Source organism: Methyloceanibacter caenitepidi, from assembly GCF_000828475.1.
In the GTDB taxonomy this organism is placed as follows: domain Bacteria; phylum Pseudomonadota; class Alphaproteobacteria; order Rhizobiales; family Methyloligellaceae; genus Methyloceanibacter; species Methyloceanibacter caenitepidi.
The window spans coordinates 1,369,993-1,386,195 of sequence record NZ_AP014648.1; the positions used below are offsets into that span (position 1 = coordinate 1,369,993).

Consider the following 16,203-nt stretch of genomic DNA (forward strand, 5'->3'; position numbering starts at 1 on the left):
CCGCCATGTTCGATGCAGCGCTGATTGAGACGATCCTACTCACGTTGCAGCTCGCGGTGGTCACCACCCTCGTTCTTCTCATCATCGGCATCCCGCTCGCATGGTGGCTCGCGCGCAGCACGGCGCGCGGCAAGGAGATCGTCGCGGTCCTGGTCGCGCTTCCCATCGTGCTGCCGCCGACTGTCCTCGGTTTTTACCTTCTCATCGCCATGGGCCCCAATAGTCCGCTCACGACTCTGATCGGCCGGTCGCTACCCTTCACCTTCGAGGGGCTTGTCGTAGGCTCTGTTCTCTATTCTATGCCCTTCGTCGTGAATCCGATCCGCACCGCGTTCGAGGCGATGGGTGAGCGCCATTGGGAAGCGGCCGCAACCTTACGCGCAGGGCCTCTGGACGCTTTCTTCAACGTCGCCTTGCCGTTGGCGCTGCCGGGCATTCTGACCGGCGCTATTCTGGGATTTGCGCATACGATGGGCGAGTTCGGCGTCGTGCTGATGATCGGTGGCAGCATCCCCGGCGAGACCAAGGTCCTTTCCATCGCCATCTTCGACTTCGTGGAAACGCTGGAGTGGGGCAAAGCCCACGTGCTGGCCGGCGCGATGCTGGCGCTGTCCTTCGCGGTGATCTTCGCGATGCGCATGGTCGAAACGCGTTTCAAAAGCGAGCGCCCGTGATCGAGGCACAGTTTTCAGGACAGCAAGGCAGCTTCAAGCTCAATGTAGAGTTTGCCGCGCCAAGTGAAGGGGTCACGGCTTTGTTCGGCCCCTCCGGCTGCGGCAAGACCACGGTGTTGCGGTGCGTGGCCGGTCTCACCCGCTTGGCGCAGGGCAAGCTCGTGGTCGACGGCGAGGTGTGGCAGGAGGGGCGGCGCTTCGTGCCGGTGCACCGCCGCGCGATCGGCTACGTTTTCCAGGAGGCTAGCCTATTTCCGCATCTGTCGGTGCGCGAAAATATCGAGTTCGGCCAGAAGCGCGCCAAACGGGCCAAAGGCAGCAGACAGACGATCGGCTTTGATGATGTCGTCGATCTCCTCGCCATCGCACCGCTTTTCGATCGGCCCACATCACGCCTGTCCGGCGGCGAGCGTCAGCGCGTCGCAATCGGCCGCGCGCTTCTCTCGCAGCCCCGTCTGCTCTTGATGGACGAGCCGCTGTCTGCGCTCGACCGTATGGGACGCGAAGAGATTCTCCCGTATCTCGAGCAACTGCACAGAACTTTATCGATCCCGGTGCTCTATGTGAGCCACGACATGCGCGAGATCGAACGATTGGCGGACACTTTGGTTCTCATGCGGCACGGTGCGGTCCGCGCTGCGGGGCCCATTGCCGACCTGCTATCCGATCCGAGCTTGCCTCTGGTCCGCATGCCGGAACCGGCGTCTGTGCTCGATGGAACCGTCAAGGAGTACGACCCCGGTTACGGCCTCGCGACCATCGAGGTGCCGGGCGGTACGCTTCTCGTGGCCGGCGATATAGGGCCGACCGGATCGACCCGGCGCCTGCGGATTGAGGCAAGCGATGTGAGCCTCAGTCGGCATGCGGTGAAGGACATCACGATCTTGAACGCGCTGCCGGTCCGCATCGACACGGTTCAGCCGATCGGCGAAACGCAGATGACCGTCCGGCTCAAGCTCGGAGAGGACGGGAGCGGGGCGCCGCTTCTCAGCCGTGTCTCGCGCCTGTCCTGGGACCGGCTCGGGTTCAAGCCCGGGGACACGGTCGTTGCGCAGATCAAGGCCGTCGCCCTCGCAAGGACCTAGCGGGCGTAGCCGTGGCGGAACGCGGTCGTTAGCCCGGCGTCTTCCGCGCACGGATAAGAACAGCGCATAGAACCACGCCAAGCAGCGCCGCGCCGGTCATCAGGCTCATGACCCCGGAGAAGCCGGCATCGAACGCCCTCAAAAGTGCTGACTGGACCTTCTCCATGTCGCCAGCCGGGAGTTGGGCCAGAGCCTTGCTAACTTGGCTCTCGGAGCCGTGGACCAACGTGACTTTCAGCGCATCCGCGTCCGGCAGCACGCTGCTGGCGCTATCCACAAACGGATCGATAATGCGGCGCTTGATCTGCAGCGCGACGACGGCGCCGAGTGCCGTTCCGACCGCGAGCCCCGAATAAAGGCATGTGTTGACGACACCGGAACCTTGCCCCGCATTGGTGTCGGGCAGGGCGTCCAAACCGATACGGGGCAGGAGGGTCATCGTCAGTCCCACGCCGACGCCGATGAAGGTCAGCCTCCACCAAATGTCCTCGAACGGCGTCTGGTGATCGACGCCGTGCATCAGCCGGAACCCGATCGCGAGGGCGGCCATGCTGACGGTCGCCCACACGCCGTAGCGGCTTGGTGAAATGGTATGTGGCGCCACCAGGGAGACCACGAACATCACGGCCGTGAAGGGCAGGAGCGCGAGTCCCGCTTGGAGTGCACTGAAGCCCAGGCCTTCCGGGGCCTGGATGTAATAGTTGATGAAAAAGAGAATCCCGATCTGCGTGAACCCGCTCAAGAACATGCCGGCCGCTGCCGCCGAGTAGTTCCGGTAGCGGAAGAAGTCGAAACGGACGAGCGGGTCCGCCGAATGGAGTTCCCTAGCGGCAAACCCGGCGCCGGCCAGCAATGTGAGCGCAAACAGGCCCAACGCTGGCAGTGAGGTCCAGCCGTAAAGGGGGCCGCAGGTCAGGGCGTAGAGGAACGCCGCGAGCGTCACGAACAGCAGGGCGATCCCGGCAAAGTCCGTGCGCTTGCCGCCCTCGAGCACGGCGGGCGTCAATCCGGTGCGCATCACCCACAGGCACAGCAGGGCAGCCGTTCCGAGGATCACCAGATCGAGAATGAAGATCGCCCGCCAGCTGATGCCGTCGGTCAACGCGCCGCCGATCAGCGGACCTAGAGCGAAGCCCAAGGCCACGGCGGCGGCCCACACGCCGTGGGCGGAGGCGCGCTGCTCGGCGGGAGTTGATCGGCTGATCAAAGCGACCGAAGCGGCCATGACGGCGGCGATGCCAAGCCCTTGGAGCGCACGACCCACAAGCAGCAGGATCGCCCCGTCAGCGATGACGATTCCGATGGAGCCGAGCGCGAAAAAGACAATGCCGCACAGGAAGATTCGGGCCATGCCGTACGTGTCGCCGAGATGACCCATGGCCGCCAGCGTCGCCGCGCCGAACAGCATGTAGACATTGATCACCCATTGCAGCGCGTCGAGATCGAGGTCGAGTTCCGACTTCATCGCGGGAAGAGCGGTCATGACGGCGGTCGTGTTGTACGCGACTGCGAATGCGCCCACGCAAGCCGCTACGACAACCAGCCAGAAACTGTGCTTCCGGCCGGCAGTATCGGTCGCCGGTGTCATGAAGTCCCCCTGATGCTCGCTCGCCCCGACCCCGTCTAGCACAAAGTGAGGATCATTGCGCGCGGCGGCGCGCTTGCCGGAATCGCGTGACCTGTGGCAAATCGCCTACGAGGCTTCGTGAGCGGAGCCCTTGAGGCGCGATATCTTGATGGGCATCAACGCCATGACGAGAGAATAGCGTAGGTGTGATCGCCGCCACCCCGGGGGAGCAGCACCAAGACAACCGGGAGGATAGTTCGTTATGAAGAATTTCGTCATCGTCGCGATCGTTTCGTTCTTGGCAGGCGCGGCCCACATGGGAAGCGCCAACGCCTCCGCCTACAGCGAGGCCGTGCGCAAGCATTGCCGGGCGGACTACAAGAATTATTGCGGCGAGTATGGGCTGGAAACAAATGCCTTGCGCAACTGTATGGACCGGCACGGCGACAAGTTGTCGGACGCCTGCGTGCGTGCGCTCGTCCAGTCCGGGGAAGTAAGTCAGCGGGAAGTCGACCGGCGCAGAAAGAAGTGACGCTAGAATCGCTAAGCGGGCAGATGAGCCTTTAGGGAGAAACATCCATGACAAAGCACGAACGGCTTCTCGGCATCGCCGCCGCCCTGCTTCTGACGCTGCTTAGCGTCAGCGCCGTGGTCGCCGGCGACTGGGCGGGGAAGTATGTGACCGAGGATACGAAGGGCAACACCTTCACGATCACCCTCGCGGCCGATTCCAAAGCGCATGGCGAGAAGCAGGGCCATGTCCTCGAAGGGGAGTGGTCGGTGGACGGCGCAAGCGCCGTCATCAAATGGACCACCGGCTGGACGACGAAACTCACCCAGGACGGGGACGGCTACACCAAAACTGCCTATCGGCCCGGGGCGCAGGTCACGGACGAAGGGGCGAAGGCAACCCCCGTCAAGCGGGTCGATTAGGGCACCTTAGGAACCGACGCTCGGCCTTCGCGCGGCGCGCGAAAGTGCTAATCTCCGGGTGATGCATGGACCTGTGCCGAACAAGCGTCCCCTCGGCTCAGTAGAGCGGTTGCGGCGTGCGATACTCAGCCCCGAGACGGGCGCCGTACATTATGGCGTGGCCGTCGCGGCCGTGGTGGGCATGGCCTGCCTTGCCTGGGGGCTGTATCCGTGGCTTGAAGGGCGCGCGTCCTTCCTCATTTTCATCCCTGGTCTGGCCATTGCGGCCGGTTTCGGCGGTATCGGTCCGGGCTTTCTCGCAACATTTCTGTCGGCGGCAATCGGCTATGCACTGATTCCGCACAGCACGGCGGCCATTCCGGATCTGGCCGAGCTCGGCATTTTCACCGGTGTGGGGATCGGGATTGCCTGGCTGGGCGAGCTGCTGCGCCGCACGCGCCTGCGCAGCCGCCGCAGTGCCAAGGAAGTCCGCGCGCGCGAGGCTCATCTGCGCTCAATCCTGGACACCGTTCCCGATGCGACCGTGGTCATTGACGAGACCGGCATGATCCGCTCCTTCAGCGCCGCGGCCGAGCGCCTCTTTGGACATAAGGAAATAGAGGTTGCCGGCAAGAACGTGGCTATGCTGATGCCTTCGCCGTTCCGCGACGAGCATGATTCTTATATCTCGCGTTACCTCGAAACGGGGCAGAAGCGCATCATCGGCTTCGACCGGGTGGTGACCGGGGAACGCAAGGACGGATCCACATTCCCGATGAAGCTCGAGGTCGCGGAAATGCGATCGGGCGAGCAGCGGTTCTTCACCGGCTTCATACGCGACCTGACCGAACGTCAGAGAACGGAGAAGCAGCTTCAGGATCTGCAGACCGAGCTGGCGCGGCTATCCCGCCTGACTGCCATGGGCGAGATGGCCTCGACCCTGGCGCATGAAGTCAATCAGCCGCTGACGGCCATCTCCAACTACCTACAAGGCTGCAACCGGCTGCTGGAATCCATCGAGGACCAGAAAGTCGCCATGGTGCGCGAGGCGTTGGCGGCCACGACGAAGCAGACCCTGCGCGCCGCCGATATTATCCGGCAACTCCGCGATTTCGTGACGCACCACGAAACGATCCGCCATCCTGAGGACATCAACGATCTTGTCGAGGAGACCAGCGCCTTGGCCCTGATCGACGCCAAGGACGAGGGCGTGAAGCCGAGCTTTCAGTTCGATCGGTCTGTCTCGAACGTGATGGTCGTCAAGGTCCAGATCCAGCAGGTTCTGCTGAACCTGATGCGCAACGCCATCGAGGCGATGGAAGGGTGTGACCCGAAAGTCCTATTGGTTTCGACGTCCCGCTCCCCCACGGATACGTACGAGACGGGGGAGCCTATGGTGCAGGTCATGGTCGCCGATACCGGGAGCGGTCTCTCAGAGGAGATCGCCGATCAGCTCTTTCAGCCCTTCGTCACGACCAAGGCCAATGGCATGGGTGTGGGCCTGTCGATATCCAAGCGCCTGGTCGAGGCGCACGGAGGGCGCATGTGGGTCGAGAAGAATCCCGGTGGCGGCACGGTGTTCCGGTTTACGCTGGAGCCGGCCGAAGGCGAGGACGCGGCGTGATGCCTGCCAATCCTATCGTGCATATCGTCGATGACGACGAGGCGGTTCGCCAGTCCTTGGCGTTCATGCTCGGTTCGGCGGGCCTTCCCGTTCGGCTCTACGATTCGGCCGGCGCATTTCTGGATGCCCTCGATCCGATGGTGTGCGGATGTCTCGTCACGGATGTCCGCATGCCGGATATGACGGGGATCGAGCTGCTCGGCCGGGTGAAAAGCAAAGCGCATTGCCTGCCGGCGATCGTCATTACGGGACACGGCGACGTTCCGCTTGCCGTCGAAGCCATGAAGGCCGGCGCGGTGGACTTCATAGAGAAGCCCTTCGAGGACGCGGTGCTGCTCAGGGCGGTGGAATCGGCGCTCAAAACCGCCGGTGGGGATGGTGACACCCAAATGCAGGAGGTCATGAGTCGGCTTTCAACCCTATCGGAGCGTGAGCGCCAGGTTCTTGAAGGCTTGGTGGCGGGCCAGGCGAACAAGGTCATCGCCGCTGCTTACGGCATCAGTCCGCGAACAGTTGAAGTCTATCGTGCGAATGTCATGACCAAGATGCAGGCGAAGAGTCTGTCTGAACTCGTGCGAATGGCGGTACGTGCCCATGTCGGGCCAGCCTCCGACACAGGCTAGCAATGGATAGCCAGCTGTTTTCAATGTCGATTTCCATTTGACGTGGCTCAATGCCGCAGGCGCGTCGCTGCCTAGACTGCGGGTGTCGGTACGGGGTGACCTGCGGGACGAGGGCGGACGTTGGGGAATGAGGCATATGAGCCAGGGTGGTACGGTGCTGATCGCCGTTGGTGACGGGACTCTTGCCGACAGCATGCGGTTTTCGTTGGAGTTAGAAGGATATGAGACACGTTTCTGCGATGAGCACGCGCTATCGCCCCTCCTGCGGGCGCCCTGTATCCGCAGTGCCTGCGTGGTGCTGGACCAAGACGTCTTTTCGCGGGTCGCAGAAGCTGGCGACTCACAGCTTCCCTGCGATCCCTGTGTCCCGGTCATCCTCATGGTCTCCCAGAAAACCGAGCGGCTCATGGCCAAAGCCAGGACCGGCGGGGTCACCACGGTCCTCGAAAAGCCGATCCTCGGCGGGGTCCTGTTAGAGACCATCCGGCAAGCAATTGAATCCAAAGGCAGTTCTGGCCAGCCCGTGCTGCCGTCCTGATTTAGGCTGGGCTACGTAGTTTCCCTTAGGGAGCCGGACCGAATTTTGATCGAGCGCAAACATCTCTATCTCTGACGTCAGTCAAATAAGCCTTCCGGGGGTTATCATGCTGACGCCAAATCCCGCCGTCGAACTTTCTCAGACTCAGATGCCGCCCGCGCCGCCGGTGTTTCCGCAGCCGCGCGACGAAGGTGACTTCCACACATCGAGCGTCCCGCTCAATTTCGCCCGCAACAGTGAGATTTTTGCCGAGGGCGAAAGCGCTGGCTACGTCTACAAGATCGTCTCGGGCGTCGTTCGCGTATCGAAGCTTCTGCCGGACGGACGCCGGCAGATCAGCGCCTTCCACCTTCCGGGCGATATGTTCGGCTTCGAGGTGGACGACGTGCACCACGTCTCGGCCGAGGCGATCGGGCCCGTAAAGGTCCTCGCCTACAAATGGCAGAGCCTGCTCAGCAACACGTCGTCGAGTGGCTTCGTCCACGAACTACTCAACCGCACCATGATCGGCCTCCGGCAGACACAGGATCATCTGCTGCTGCTCGGCCGGAAGAACGCGCTGGAGCGGCTGGCAGCGTTTCTCATCGAGATGGTGCGCCGCACGGGTTCGGATCGCTCGCTGCAGCTGGCCATGCCACGACACGATATCGCGGACTATCTCGGGCTGACCCTTGAGACGGTGTCCAGGATGTTTGCCGAACTGAAAGACGCCGGTATCATCAAGCTCGAATCGGCCCGGCAGGTGTCGGTGCTCGACATGCAGAAGCTGGAGGCAATGGCTACATGATTTTTCGCGGATCTCGGCAATCGCTTGGCGTTAGCGCGCTCCTGGCAGTCGGACTGCTGGTTGGTTTTGCTTCGGCGGCGCAAGCGGAAGAGCCGGTCGCGAACAAGCAGCGTCTCGAACAAGGCCGGGCGCTCGCCGACAGCGTCTGCTCGAATTGCCACCTAGTCTCCGGCGACCAGACGAAAGCCGTCGCTGACGTGCCGAGTTTCCAAGAAATTGCAGATCAGCCCGGTCAGACCGAGGGCGCGATCATGGCACGGATCGCCATCCCCAAGCATCCGATGCCCGTCATTCCGATCACCAAAAACGAGCTCGAGGACGTCGCAGCCTACATCATGAGCTTGCGAACCGAATAAGCAGCAAGCGAACGATCCTACTATCGTATGGGATCGCCGAAGCTTGCGCTGGATCAAGGTAGGCCGGCAGCGGTCGGCGTGTAACGAATGTGTACGGAACCGCGACGGCTGACGCGGCTCTGATGACGCTTCCGGGGCTCGGCGCCGCCGGTGGGGGTCTGGGCAAGGCTTGAGATTAAGGGGTTGGGAACATGGCCGCATCGACTCAGCGCGATGAGTGGAAAGCGCTATCGGATATTCTCGCGATTGGGGCCGCGGCGTTTCTCGTTATTATCGGTCTCGTCCTTGCGATAGCAGGAGACGGCTTGGCCATGAAGTTTCATGGCTGCGTCCTGCTTGGCGCATCGGGCCTTGCACTTCTTTATATGCTGACTCAGTTCGTCGAGGCGCGTGAGCCGGCGGACACGACCGGATACGCGGATGGCGTCGTCCGGGCCGGCGTCATCGCGACGGTATTCTGGGGCATAGCCGGGTTTGTCGTGGGCGATCTTATTGCCTGGCAACTGGCGTTTCCCGCGCTGAACTTCGATCTGCCGTGGACAAGCTTCGGGCGTCTGCGGCCGCTCCACACATCTGCCGTGATCTTTGCCTTCGGCGGCAACGCCCTGATCGCGACCTCGTTCTACGTCGTGCAGCGCACCTGCCGCGCGCGGTTGGCGGGCAAATGGTCCCCGTGGTTCGTGTTCTGGGGCTATCAGCTGTTCATCGTTCTGGCGGCCACCGGTTATCTGCTCGGCGTCACGCAGAGCAAGGAATACGCAGAGCCTGAATGGTATGTGGATCTGTGGCTGACCCTCGTTTGGGTGGTCTATTTCCTCGTCTTCATCGGCACCATCGCCAAGCGCAAGGAGCCGCACGTCTACGTCGCCAACTGGTTCTACCTGGCGTTCATCGTCACCGTCGCCATGCTGCACATCGTCAACAATCTGGCGGTGCCGGTGTCGCTGCTCGGGACGAAGAGCTACATCCTGTATTCAGGCGTCCAAGACGCCATGACCCAGTGGTGGTACGGCCATAACGCGGTGGGTTTCTTCCTGACGGCCGGCTTCCTCGGCATGATGTACTACTTCGTGCCGAAACGCGCCGAGCGGCCCATCTATTCGTACCGCCTGTCGGTGGTCCATTTCTGGTCGCTGATCTTCATCTACATCTGGGCCGGCCCGCACCACCTGCATTACACGGCTTTGCCGGACTGGGCGCAGACGCTCGGCATGACCTTTTCGATCATTTTATGGATGCCGTCTTGGGGCGGCATGATCAACGGCCTCATGACGCTGTCTGGTGCCTGGGACAAGCTGCGCACCGATCCGGTCATTCGCATGCTGATCGTGGCCGTCGCCTTCTACGGCATGTCGACCTTCGAAGGCCCGCTGATGAGCATCAAGTCTGTGAACTCGCTGTCTCACTACACGGACTGGACCATCGGTCACGTGCATTCCGGTGCGCTCGGTTGGGTGGCCTTTATCAGCTTCGGCGCGATCTACTGCCTCGTGCCCTGGCTTTGGCACCGCAAGGCGCTCTACTCGCAGCGTTTGGTCGAGTGGCACTTCTGGATCTCGACGCTCGGCATCGTGCTCTACATCACATCCATGTGGGTCTCGGGGATCCTGCAAGGGTTGATGTGGCGGGCCTACAACTCGCTCGGCTTCCTCGAATACTCCTTCGTGGAGACGGTTGAGGCCATGCACCCGTTCTACATCATCCGGGCCATCGGCGGACTGCTCTTCGTCATTGGCGCGCTGTTGATGGCGTACAATTTGTGGCGCACGGTCCGCGGCGATGAGCCTGTCGATGCGACCGATCAACCGCCCGTCGCCGCGGCTCCCGAGTTCCGCCCTGGCGAATACACGGCGCCGGCGGAGTAGGGAGAGACCAATGAGCTGGGGAAAACACGAGGTCCTGGAAAAAAGCCCGATGCTGATGCTGATCGGCATCCTCATCGTGGTGAGCATTGGCGGTCTGATCGAGATCGCGCCGCTGTTCTGGCTGAGTTCCACAGTTGAGAAGGTGCAAGGCATGCGGCCGTACTCGCCGCTGGAGCTGGCAGGGCGCAACATCTATGTGCGCGAGGGCTGCTATCTATGCCACAGCCAGATGATCCGTTCGCTGCGCGACGAGGTCGAACGCTACGGTCATTACAGCCTGGGCGCCGAGAGCATGTATGACCATCCGTTCCAATGGGGATCCAAGCGTACGGGCCCCGACTTGGCGCGGGTCGGCGGCAAATATTCCAATGAGTGGCACCGCGAGCACATGATCGACCCGCGCGCGGTCGTGCCGGAATCCGTGATGCCCGGCTATCCGTTCCTCGCGGAAAATGCGCTCGACTACGACGACATCCAGGATCAATTGAAGACCAACGTGGCCGTCGGAGTTCCTTATACGGAGGAGATGATCGAGTCCGCGAAGGCCGATCTCGAGGCGCAGGCTGGCAAGGACACAGGTGACGTGGAGGCGCTGCTCGCTCGCTACCCGAAGGCGCAGACCGGGCCGTTCGACGGCAATCCCGACGAAATCACCGAGTTGGATGCCCTAGTCGCGTACTTGCAAATGCTCGGAACGCTCGTCGACTTCGCCAGCTTTGACGAAGCCGGCCCCAATCTGAGGTGAGGACGGGACGATGGATTACGAACAAGTTGCTTCGATCAGCCAGGTAGCCGCGCTCATCTTCTTCATCGTGCTTTTCGCCGGTGTCGTTCTGTACGCCTTTTGGCCCGGCAACAAGAAGCGCTTCGATGAGGCGGCGAAACTGCCTTTGGAAGACGACCCAGAGTCCGACAACGGGAAAGACAGCTGAGCCATGGCCAAGAAGGACACCAACACCTCGGAGGACGTCGGAACCACCGGTCACGAGTGGGACGGCATTGAGGAATGGAACAATCCGCTGCCCAAGTGGTGGCTGTACGTCTTCTATGCGACGATCGTATGGGCGATCGGCTATTGGATTGTCTATCCGGCCTGGCCCACGGCCTCGTCCTATACGAAGGGATTCTTCGGCTACAGCCAGCGCGGCCAGGTGACGAAGGACGTGGCCGCCTCTCAAGCCGAGAAGGCGGTTTACCGTGACAAGATCGCTGCAAGCGATCTCGAGGCGATCAAGGCCGATCCGGAGTTGTTCAACTTCGCGCTGGCCGGTGGTCAGGCGGCTTTCGGCGATAACTGCGCGCCGTGCCACGGCCGTGGTGCGCAAGGGGCTTTCGGATATCCGAACCTGCGTGACGACGCCTGGCTGTGGGGCGGCTCGCTTGAGGCAATCCATCAGACCATCCAGCACGGCATTCGCGCCGAGGATTCGGCTACGCGCATGAGCATGATGCCGGCTTTCGGCAAGCTCGGCATGCTGAACCGCGAGCAGGTCTCCGACACCGCCGAATATGTGATGTCGTTGTCCGGCAACGAGGACGACGCCGAGGCGGCGGCGCGCGGCAAGGAGATTTTCGCGACGAATTGTGCCGCTTGCCACGGTCCCGACGGCCGAGGAAACCAAGCGCTGGGCGCGCCCAATCTTACGGACGAGTTGTGGTTGTACGGCGGAGACAAAGACACGATCGTCGAAACGATCAACTACTCCCGAGCGGGCATGATGCCGGCCTGGTCGGGGCGGCTCGACCCGGCGACGATCAAGGAGCTTGCGATCTACGTGCACTCCCTGGGTGGCGGTCAGTAGCGTCCGGGCGTACTTTGGAATGAAGATGGCGAATGTCGAGCTGGGCGGCGGCGGCGGCGCGTCCCCCTTCAATGAGGGACCGCAGCTCTATGCCGGGCGCACCAAGATCTATCCGAAAGAGGCCCACGGCCGGTTCAGGACGACCAAATGGATCGTCATGGCCGTCACGCTGGGTATCTATTACCTGCTGCCCTGGATACGTTGGGACCGCGGGCCCTATCTGCCCGACCAGGCTGTCCTGATCGATCTGCCGGCGCGCCGCTTCTATTTCTTCTTTCTCGAGATCTGGCCCCAAGAATTCTATTACATCACCGGCTTGCTGGTGCTGGCCGCATTGGCGCTGTTTCTCATTACGTCGGTAGCGGGCCGCGTGTGGTGCGGTTACACCTGCCCGCAGACGGTTTGGACCGACTTGATGATCGCTGTAGAGCGGTTCTGGCAAGGAGACCGCAACGCGCGCCTGCGGCTCGACAAGCACCCTTGGTCCTTCGAAACGATCTGGCGGAAGGGCGCCACGCATCTGACCTGGCTTGCGATCGCGGTGGCGACCGGGGGCGCTTGGGTCTTTTACTTCGCCGACGCGCCGACGCTGGCAAATCAGCTGGTGACATTCAGTGCGCCGACTGCCGCCTACTTCTTCATCGGCCTGTTCACGGTGTCGACCTACGTCCTGGGCGGTATCGCGCGCGAGCAGGTGTGCGTCTACATGTGTCCTTGGCCGCGCATTCAGGGCGCCATGTTCGATCGCGACTCCCTGTTGATTTCGTATCGCGCCTGGCGCGGCGAGCCGCACGGTCCCCATAAGGCCGGACAGTCTTGGGAGGGGCGCGGCGATTGCGTCGATTGCCGTCAATGCGTCGCGGTCTGCCCGGCCGGCATTGATATTCGCGACGGCGCGCAGCTCGAATGCATTCAGTGCGCGCTCTGTATCGATGCCTGCGACGAAATCATGGACAAGGTCGGCAGACCCCGCGGTCTGATCGCCTATGACACGATCCGTAATCTCGATGCCGGTGCGGAGGATGCCGAACCGCTGCGGCTGCTGCGGCCGCGAGTGCTGCTCTATGCCGGCGCTATCGCCCTGGTGAGCATCATCATGATCGTTGCACTCGTGCTACGCCCGGTGCTCGAGGTCAACGTGCTGCACGACCGCAATCCTCTGTTCGTGAAGCTGTCCGACGGCGGCGTGCGCAACGGGTACGAGGTCAAGCTTCTGAACAAGCAGTACGTCCCGCGGGCTTTCAAGATCGGTGTCTCCGGTCTGACGGGCGCCAGTGTACAGATGGTCGGTCACGAAGGCGGTGTCGTGCCGGTTCCGCCGGACCAATTGCAGGCCGTCAAGCTCTACATCACCCTGGATAAAGCAGGCGTTCGCGCGTTGCCCGAACAGGCGACGCCGTTCCAGCTCGTCGTGACCGACATCGCGACAGGAGCGAGCACCGAGCATGACGCGACCTTCCAGGGGCCGCCCAAGCAAGAGGCAAGACGATGATGGCGGCCGCGCCCTTCCCACGGAGCGTGACGGGCCGTCATGTGCTGATCGGCCTCGTCATCTTCTTCGGCGTTATGTTCGTGGCCAACGGACTGCTCGTCTACTACGCAGTTTCTACCTTCAGCGGCGGCGATCGCCCGAACCCGTATCGCAGCGGCCTCAACTACAACGAGACCATCGCCGAGGCGGAGCAGCAGGCGGCGTTGGGCTGGTCCGCGAAGGCGGACTATGACGAAAGCGCCTCCCGGATCACCTTGCAGTTCACCGATGCCGCCTCGGCGCCCGTCACGGGGCTGGCGCTGTCCGGCACGCTCGTCCGGCCGGCCGCCGATACGGACGACCGCGCCGTGACGTTCCGGGAATGGCGTGAAGGGGTTTACGTGTCCGATGTGACCCTCGATCCCGGCAATTGGGTTCTCAGCGTGGAGTCGTCGAAGCAGGAAGGCGGTTTACCGGTCTATCGCCTGAAGAAGCGATTGATCGTTGCCGACGGGCCATGACCGAGGCTCATGGCGCACGTCTCAAGGACTCGGCGTCGCGCGCGCAGCCACTCCAGCACGCTGAACCCTCCACCATGACGCTGGCCGTCGAGGACATGCACTGCGGCGGCTGTCTCCGATCCGTAGAACGCGCCGCCTTGCGTGTCCCCGGCGTTGCCACAGCGCGGGCCTCGCTCGCCGCCAAGCGGCTGACGGCGACCTACGACCCTGCCACGACGTGCGAAGCCGATGTCATCGCGGCGCTGGACCGCGTCGGGTTTGAAGCGGCGCTGCTGGAGGAATCCAAAGAGGATCGCGGAGACCAGCGCCAGAAATACCTGCTCCGGCGCGTCGCGGTCGCGGGCTTCGCCGCCATGAACATCATGCTCATCTCTATCGCCGTGTGGTCCGGCGAAGGGGGCGACATGGATCCGGCGCTGGCGCAGATGTTCCGTTGGCTGTCGGCGCTGATTGCCTTACCGACCGTCATCTATGCCGGCGAGCCCTTCTTCGTATCGGCCTACGCGGCGCTCAAGGGGCGCCGGCTCAACATGGATGTGCCCATCTCGCTCGCAATCATCCTAGCGACGGGCATGAGCATCTACCAGACGACGGAGGCGAGCGAGCAGGTCTATTTCGATGCCGCCGTCACACTACTGTTCTTCCTTCTCGTCGGCCGTTATCTCGACGAAGCCTTGCGGGTCCGCGCGCGCGGCGAGGCGCAGAATCTCCTGAGCCTGCAAAACGGCATCGTCACCCTCGTAGCTGACGACGGGAAGCAGGCAAAGGTCGCAGCCAGCACGCTTCGTCCGGGCGACCGGATTCTCGTTGCCGTGGGCGAGCGCGTCGGCGCGGATGGCGTTGTCGCGCACGGGACCGGGGAGGTGGATCAAAGCTTGATCACCGGCGAGACGTTTCCCGTGACTGTTGCGGACGGAGCCGAAGTCTATGCAGGCACGCTGAACCTGACGCGCAGTCTCGAAGTCGAGGTGACCGCGGCGGACGACGCCACGCTTCTCGCCGAGATTAGCCGTCTGATGATGGCCGCCGAGCAGGGCAAGGCCCGCTATCGAGTCCTGGCGGATCGGGCGGCACAGATTTACGCGCCGGCCGTGCATGGGCTGGGGCTCGCGACATTTGTCGGCTGGCTGGTCTTCGGCGCGTCCTGGCAGACGGCGCTCACCTACGCCATCGCGGTGTTGATCATCACCTGTCCTTGTGCGCTCGCGCTTGCCGTGCCGGTAGTTCAGATTGCGGCGGCCTCGCGGCTGTTCAAACGCGGCGTGATGGTGAAGGTGCCGGACGGGCTCGAGCGTATCGCTGAGATCGACACCGTCGTCTTCGACAAGACGGGCACGCTGACGCTTGGCGAGCCGCAACTGCTCGATGCCGAGACCATTCCGGCGGAGATGCTCGCTGCTGCTGGGGCGCTCGCGAGTGGGAGCCGCCATCCGTTTTCGCGCGCTCTCGTCGCCGCGGCGCAAGAGCGGCTCGGATCGGTCGAGGCCGCGAGGAGCGTTGAGGAGACGCCCGGCGAAGGCCTGTCGGTCGAGACGGCCCATGGCGAAGAGCGCCTCGGCTCTGCGGCCTGGTGTGGGGTCCAAGGAGCAGGCGGACATACCGCGGAGGTTTGGTATCGCCGCGGGGCCGAAGAACCCGTCTGCTTCCGGTTTGCCGACCGACTACGCGCCGACGCGGGCGAAACCGTCGCGGCACTCAAGGCGCGAGGACTTGGCGTCGCGCTCCTGTCCGGCGACCGGGAGGGGGTCGTCGCCCGCACGGCCCAAGAGGCCGGGATCGACGACTTTGTCGGCGAACTCAAGCCGGCCGGCAAGATTTTGTGGTTGGAAGAGCGCGCCAACGAGGGCCGCAAGGTCCTGATGGTGGGGGACGGACTGAACGACGCGCCCGCGCTTGCTGCCGCGCACGCCTCCATGTCGCCGGCAACGGCAGCGGACATCAGCCAACGGGCGGCGGATTTCATCTTCCAGGGGCGGGCGCTGTCGCCGGTTCTCGAGGCTGTAAAGACAGGCTGCCGCGCCCGCACCATGGCCTTCCAGAATTTCGGTGTAGCGCTGGTCTATAATGCGATCTGCGTGCCCCTTGCGATGGCGGGGTTCGTGACCCCCTTGATCGCGGCCATCGTAATGTCGAGTTCGTCCATTCTCGTAACGCTCAATGCGACCCGGCTAGCCGGAGGACCGAGATCATGACCGCACTTGCCTGGCTTGTTCCCGCCGCGCTCTTCCTCGGGGCCTTGGGCCTCGGCGCGTTCTTGTGGGCCTTGCGCTCCGGACAGTTCGAGGATCTGGACGGCGCAGCCTATCGCGCGCTTGAGGATCTGCCCCCGGACGACGAGGACGAGCAGCCCAACTAGTCCTTCGAATGATGTGCAGGCG

Annotated in this window: 18 protein-coding genes; 17 read left to right on the plus strand and 1 reads right to left on the minus strand. The window is 63.0% G+C overall.

Annotated elements, in window-relative coordinates; all coding sequences use genetic code 11:
* Positions 1-5: 5 nt before the first annotated feature.
* Positions 6-674 (plus strand): molybdate ABC transporter permease subunit, encoded by a 669-nt coding sequence (gene modB / locus GL4_RS06270; protein WP_045365728.1) that lies wholly within the window; start codon positions 6-8, stop codon positions 672-674.
* Complete coding sequence (gene modC, locus GL4_RS06275; RefSeq protein ID WP_045365731.1) at positions 671-1,759, plus strand: molybdenum ABC transporter ATP-binding protein; 1,089 nt, start codon at positions 671-673, stop codon at positions 1,757-1,759. The genes modB and modC overlap by 4 nt, the downstream gene beginning before the upstream one ends.
* Positions 1,760-1,787: 28 nt before the next feature.
* On the opposite strand, the gene GL4_RS06280 is transcribed toward modC, so the two are convergent.
* Positions 1,788-3,347 (minus strand): MFS transporter, encoded by a 1,560-nt coding sequence (locus GL4_RS06280; protein ID WP_045365734.1) that lies wholly within the window; start codon positions 3,345-3,347, stop codon positions 1,788-1,790.
* A gap of 241 nt (positions 3,348-3,588) precedes the next feature.
* Between GL4_RS06280 and GL4_RS06285 the strand changes: the two genes are divergently transcribed.
* The 15 genes from GL4_RS06285 to ccoS all read left to right on the plus strand — a co-directional run bounded on the left by GL4_RS06285 (position 3,589) and on the right by ccoS (position 16,181).
* Complete coding sequence (locus GL4_RS06285) at positions 3,589-3,858, plus strand: hypothetical protein (RefSeq protein WP_045365737.1); 270 nt, start codon at positions 3,589-3,591, stop codon at positions 3,856-3,858.
* Positions 3,859-3,905: 47 nt separating this feature from the next.
* Entirely contained in the window at positions 3,906-4,259 is a 354-nt protein-coding gene (locus GL4_RS06290) for a hypothetical protein (RefSeq protein WP_045365740.1), read from the plus strand.
* Between the two features lie 109 nt (positions 4,260-4,368).
* On the plus strand, positions 4,369-5,862 hold the full coding sequence (locus GL4_RS06295) for a PAS domain-containing sensor histidine kinase (RefSeq protein ID WP_045369622.1): 1,494 nt from the start codon (positions 4,369-4,371) through the stop codon (positions 5,860-5,862).
* Entirely contained in the window at positions 5,862-6,485 is a 624-nt protein-coding gene (gene fixJ / locus GL4_RS06300; RefSeq protein WP_045365743.1) for a response regulator FixJ, read from the plus strand. Before GL4_RS06295 ends, fixJ begins: the two co-directional genes overlap by 1 nt.
* A gap of 136 nt (positions 6,486-6,621) precedes the next feature.
* On the plus strand, positions 6,622-7,023 hold the full coding sequence (locus GL4_RS06305) for a DNA-binding transcriptional response regulator (protein ID WP_156137412.1): 402 nt from the start codon (positions 6,622-6,624) through the stop codon (positions 7,021-7,023).
* Between the two features lie 106 nt (positions 7,024-7,129).
* Positions 7,130-7,810, plus strand: a complete 681-nt coding sequence (locus tag GL4_RS06310; RefSeq protein ID WP_052464184.1) for a helix-turn-helix domain-containing protein — start codon at positions 7,130-7,132, stop codon at positions 7,808-7,810.
* Positions 7,807-8,166 carry a c-type cytochrome gene (locus tag GL4_RS06315; RefSeq protein WP_052464185.1) on the plus strand — a complete coding sequence of 120 codons (360 nt, stop codon included), beginning with the start codon at positions 7,807-7,809 and terminating at the stop codon, positions 8,164-8,166. Before GL4_RS06310 ends, GL4_RS06315 begins: the two co-directional genes overlap by 4 nt.
* A 191-nt stretch (positions 8,167-8,357) precedes the next feature.
* Positions 8,358-10,031, plus strand: coding sequence for a cytochrome-c oxidase, cbb3-type subunit I (ccoN, locus tag GL4_RS06320; RefSeq protein WP_052464186.1), 1,674 nt, complete (start codon positions 8,358-8,360; stop codon positions 10,029-10,031).
* Positions 10,032-10,041: 10 nt separating this feature from the next.
* Entirely contained in the window at positions 10,042-10,776 is a 735-nt protein-coding gene (gene ccoO, locus GL4_RS06325; RefSeq protein WP_045365747.1) for a cytochrome-c oxidase, cbb3-type subunit II, read from the plus strand.
* A gap of 10 nt (positions 10,777-10,786) precedes the next feature.
* Complete coding sequence (locus GL4_RS17155) at positions 10,787-10,963, plus strand: cbb3-type cytochrome oxidase subunit 3 (protein WP_082025524.1); 177 nt, start codon at positions 10,787-10,789, stop codon at positions 10,961-10,963.
* Between the two features lie 3 nt (positions 10,964-10,966).
* Entirely contained in the window at positions 10,967-11,833 is an 867-nt protein-coding gene (ccoP, locus tag GL4_RS06330) for a cytochrome-c oxidase, cbb3-type subunit III (RefSeq protein WP_045365749.1), read from the plus strand.
* Positions 11,834-11,858: 25 nt separating this feature from the next.
* The gene (gene ccoG / locus GL4_RS06335; protein ID WP_045369629.1) at positions 11,859-13,325 is read left to right on the plus strand and encodes a cytochrome c oxidase accessory protein CcoG; all 1,467 of its coding nucleotides are present in this window, start codon (positions 11,859-11,861) and stop codon (positions 13,323-13,325) included.
* Positions 13,322-13,825 (plus strand): FixH family protein, encoded by a 504-nt coding sequence (locus tag GL4_RS06340; protein ID WP_082025525.1) that lies wholly within the window; start codon positions 13,322-13,324, stop codon positions 13,823-13,825. Before ccoG ends, GL4_RS06340 begins: the two co-directional genes overlap by 4 nt.
* Positions 13,822-16,017 (plus strand): heavy metal translocating P-type ATPase, encoded by a 2,196-nt coding sequence (locus GL4_RS06345; protein WP_082025526.1) that lies wholly within the window; start codon positions 13,822-13,824, stop codon positions 16,015-16,017. Before GL4_RS06340 ends, GL4_RS06345 begins: the two co-directional genes overlap by 4 nt.
* Positions 16,014-16,181: a cbb3-type cytochrome oxidase assembly protein CcoS gene (ccoS, locus tag GL4_RS06350; protein ID WP_045365751.1), complete on the plus strand. Its 168-nt coding sequence runs from the start codon at positions 16,014-16,016 to the stop codon at positions 16,179-16,181. The genes GL4_RS06345 and ccoS overlap by 4 nt, the downstream gene beginning before the upstream one ends.
* Positions 16,182-16,203 lie beyond the last annotated feature (22 nt).

What these genes read in the sequence shown, in the direction of transcription:
- fixJ (WP_045365743.1), top strand. Translation starts at nt 5,862, where the DNA reads ATGCCTGCCAATCCTATCGTGCATATCGTCGATGACGACGAGGCGGTT.
- ccoN (WP_052464186.1), top strand. Translation starts at nt 8,358, where the DNA reads ATGGCCGCATCGACTCAGCGCGATGAGTGGAAAGCGCTATCGGATATT.
- GL4_RS06280 (WP_045365734.1), bottom strand. Translation starts at nt 3,347, where the DNA reads ATGACACCGGCGACCGATACTGCCGGCCGGAAGCACAGTTTCTGGCTG.
- GL4_RS06290 (WP_045365740.1), top strand. Translation starts at nt 3,906, where the DNA reads ATGACAAAGCACGAACGGCTTCTCGGCATCGCCGCCGCCCTGCTTCTG.
- GL4_RS06315 (WP_052464185.1), top strand. Translation starts at nt 7,807, where the DNA reads ATGATTTTTCGCGGATCTCGGCAATCGCTTGGCGTTAGCGCGCTCCTG.
- GL4_RS06340 (WP_082025525.1), top strand. Translation starts at nt 13,322, where the DNA reads ATGATGGCGGCCGCGCCCTTCCCACGGAGCGTGACGGGCCGTCATGTG.
- ccoS (WP_045365751.1), top strand. Translation starts at nt 16,014, where the DNA reads ATGACCGCACTTGCCTGGCTTGTTCCCGCCGCGCTCTTCCTCGGGGCC.
- modB (WP_045365728.1), top strand. Translation starts at nt 6, where the DNA reads ATGTTCGATGCAGCGCTGATTGAGACGATCCTACTCACGTTGCAGCTC.
- GL4_RS06285 (WP_045365737.1), top strand. Translation starts at nt 3,589, where the DNA reads ATGAAGAATTTCGTCATCGTCGCGATCGTTTCGTTCTTGGCAGGCGCG.
- ccoP (WP_045365749.1), top strand. Translation starts at nt 10,967, where the DNA reads ATGGCCAAGAAGGACACCAACACCTCGGAGGACGTCGGAACCACCGGT.
- ccoG (WP_045369629.1), top strand. Translation starts at nt 11,859, where the DNA reads ATGGCGAATGTCGAGCTGGGCGGCGGCGGCGGCGCGTCCCCCTTCAAT.
- GL4_RS06305 (WP_156137412.1), top strand. Translation starts at nt 6,622, where the DNA reads ATGAGCCAGGGTGGTACGGTGCTGATCGCCGTTGGTGACGGGACTCTT.
- GL4_RS06310 (WP_052464184.1), top strand. Translation starts at nt 7,130, where the DNA reads ATGCTGACGCCAAATCCCGCCGTCGAACTTTCTCAGACTCAGATGCCG.
- GL4_RS06345 (WP_082025526.1), top strand. Translation starts at nt 13,822, where the DNA reads ATGACCGAGGCTCATGGCGCACGTCTCAAGGACTCGGCGTCGCGCGCG.
- GL4_RS17155 (WP_082025524.1), top strand. Translation starts at nt 10,787, where the DNA reads ATGGATTACGAACAAGTTGCTTCGATCAGCCAGGTAGCCGCGCTCATC.
- ccoO (WP_045365747.1), top strand. Translation starts at nt 10,042, where the DNA reads ATGAGCTGGGGAAAACACGAGGTCCTGGAAAAAAGCCCGATGCTGATG.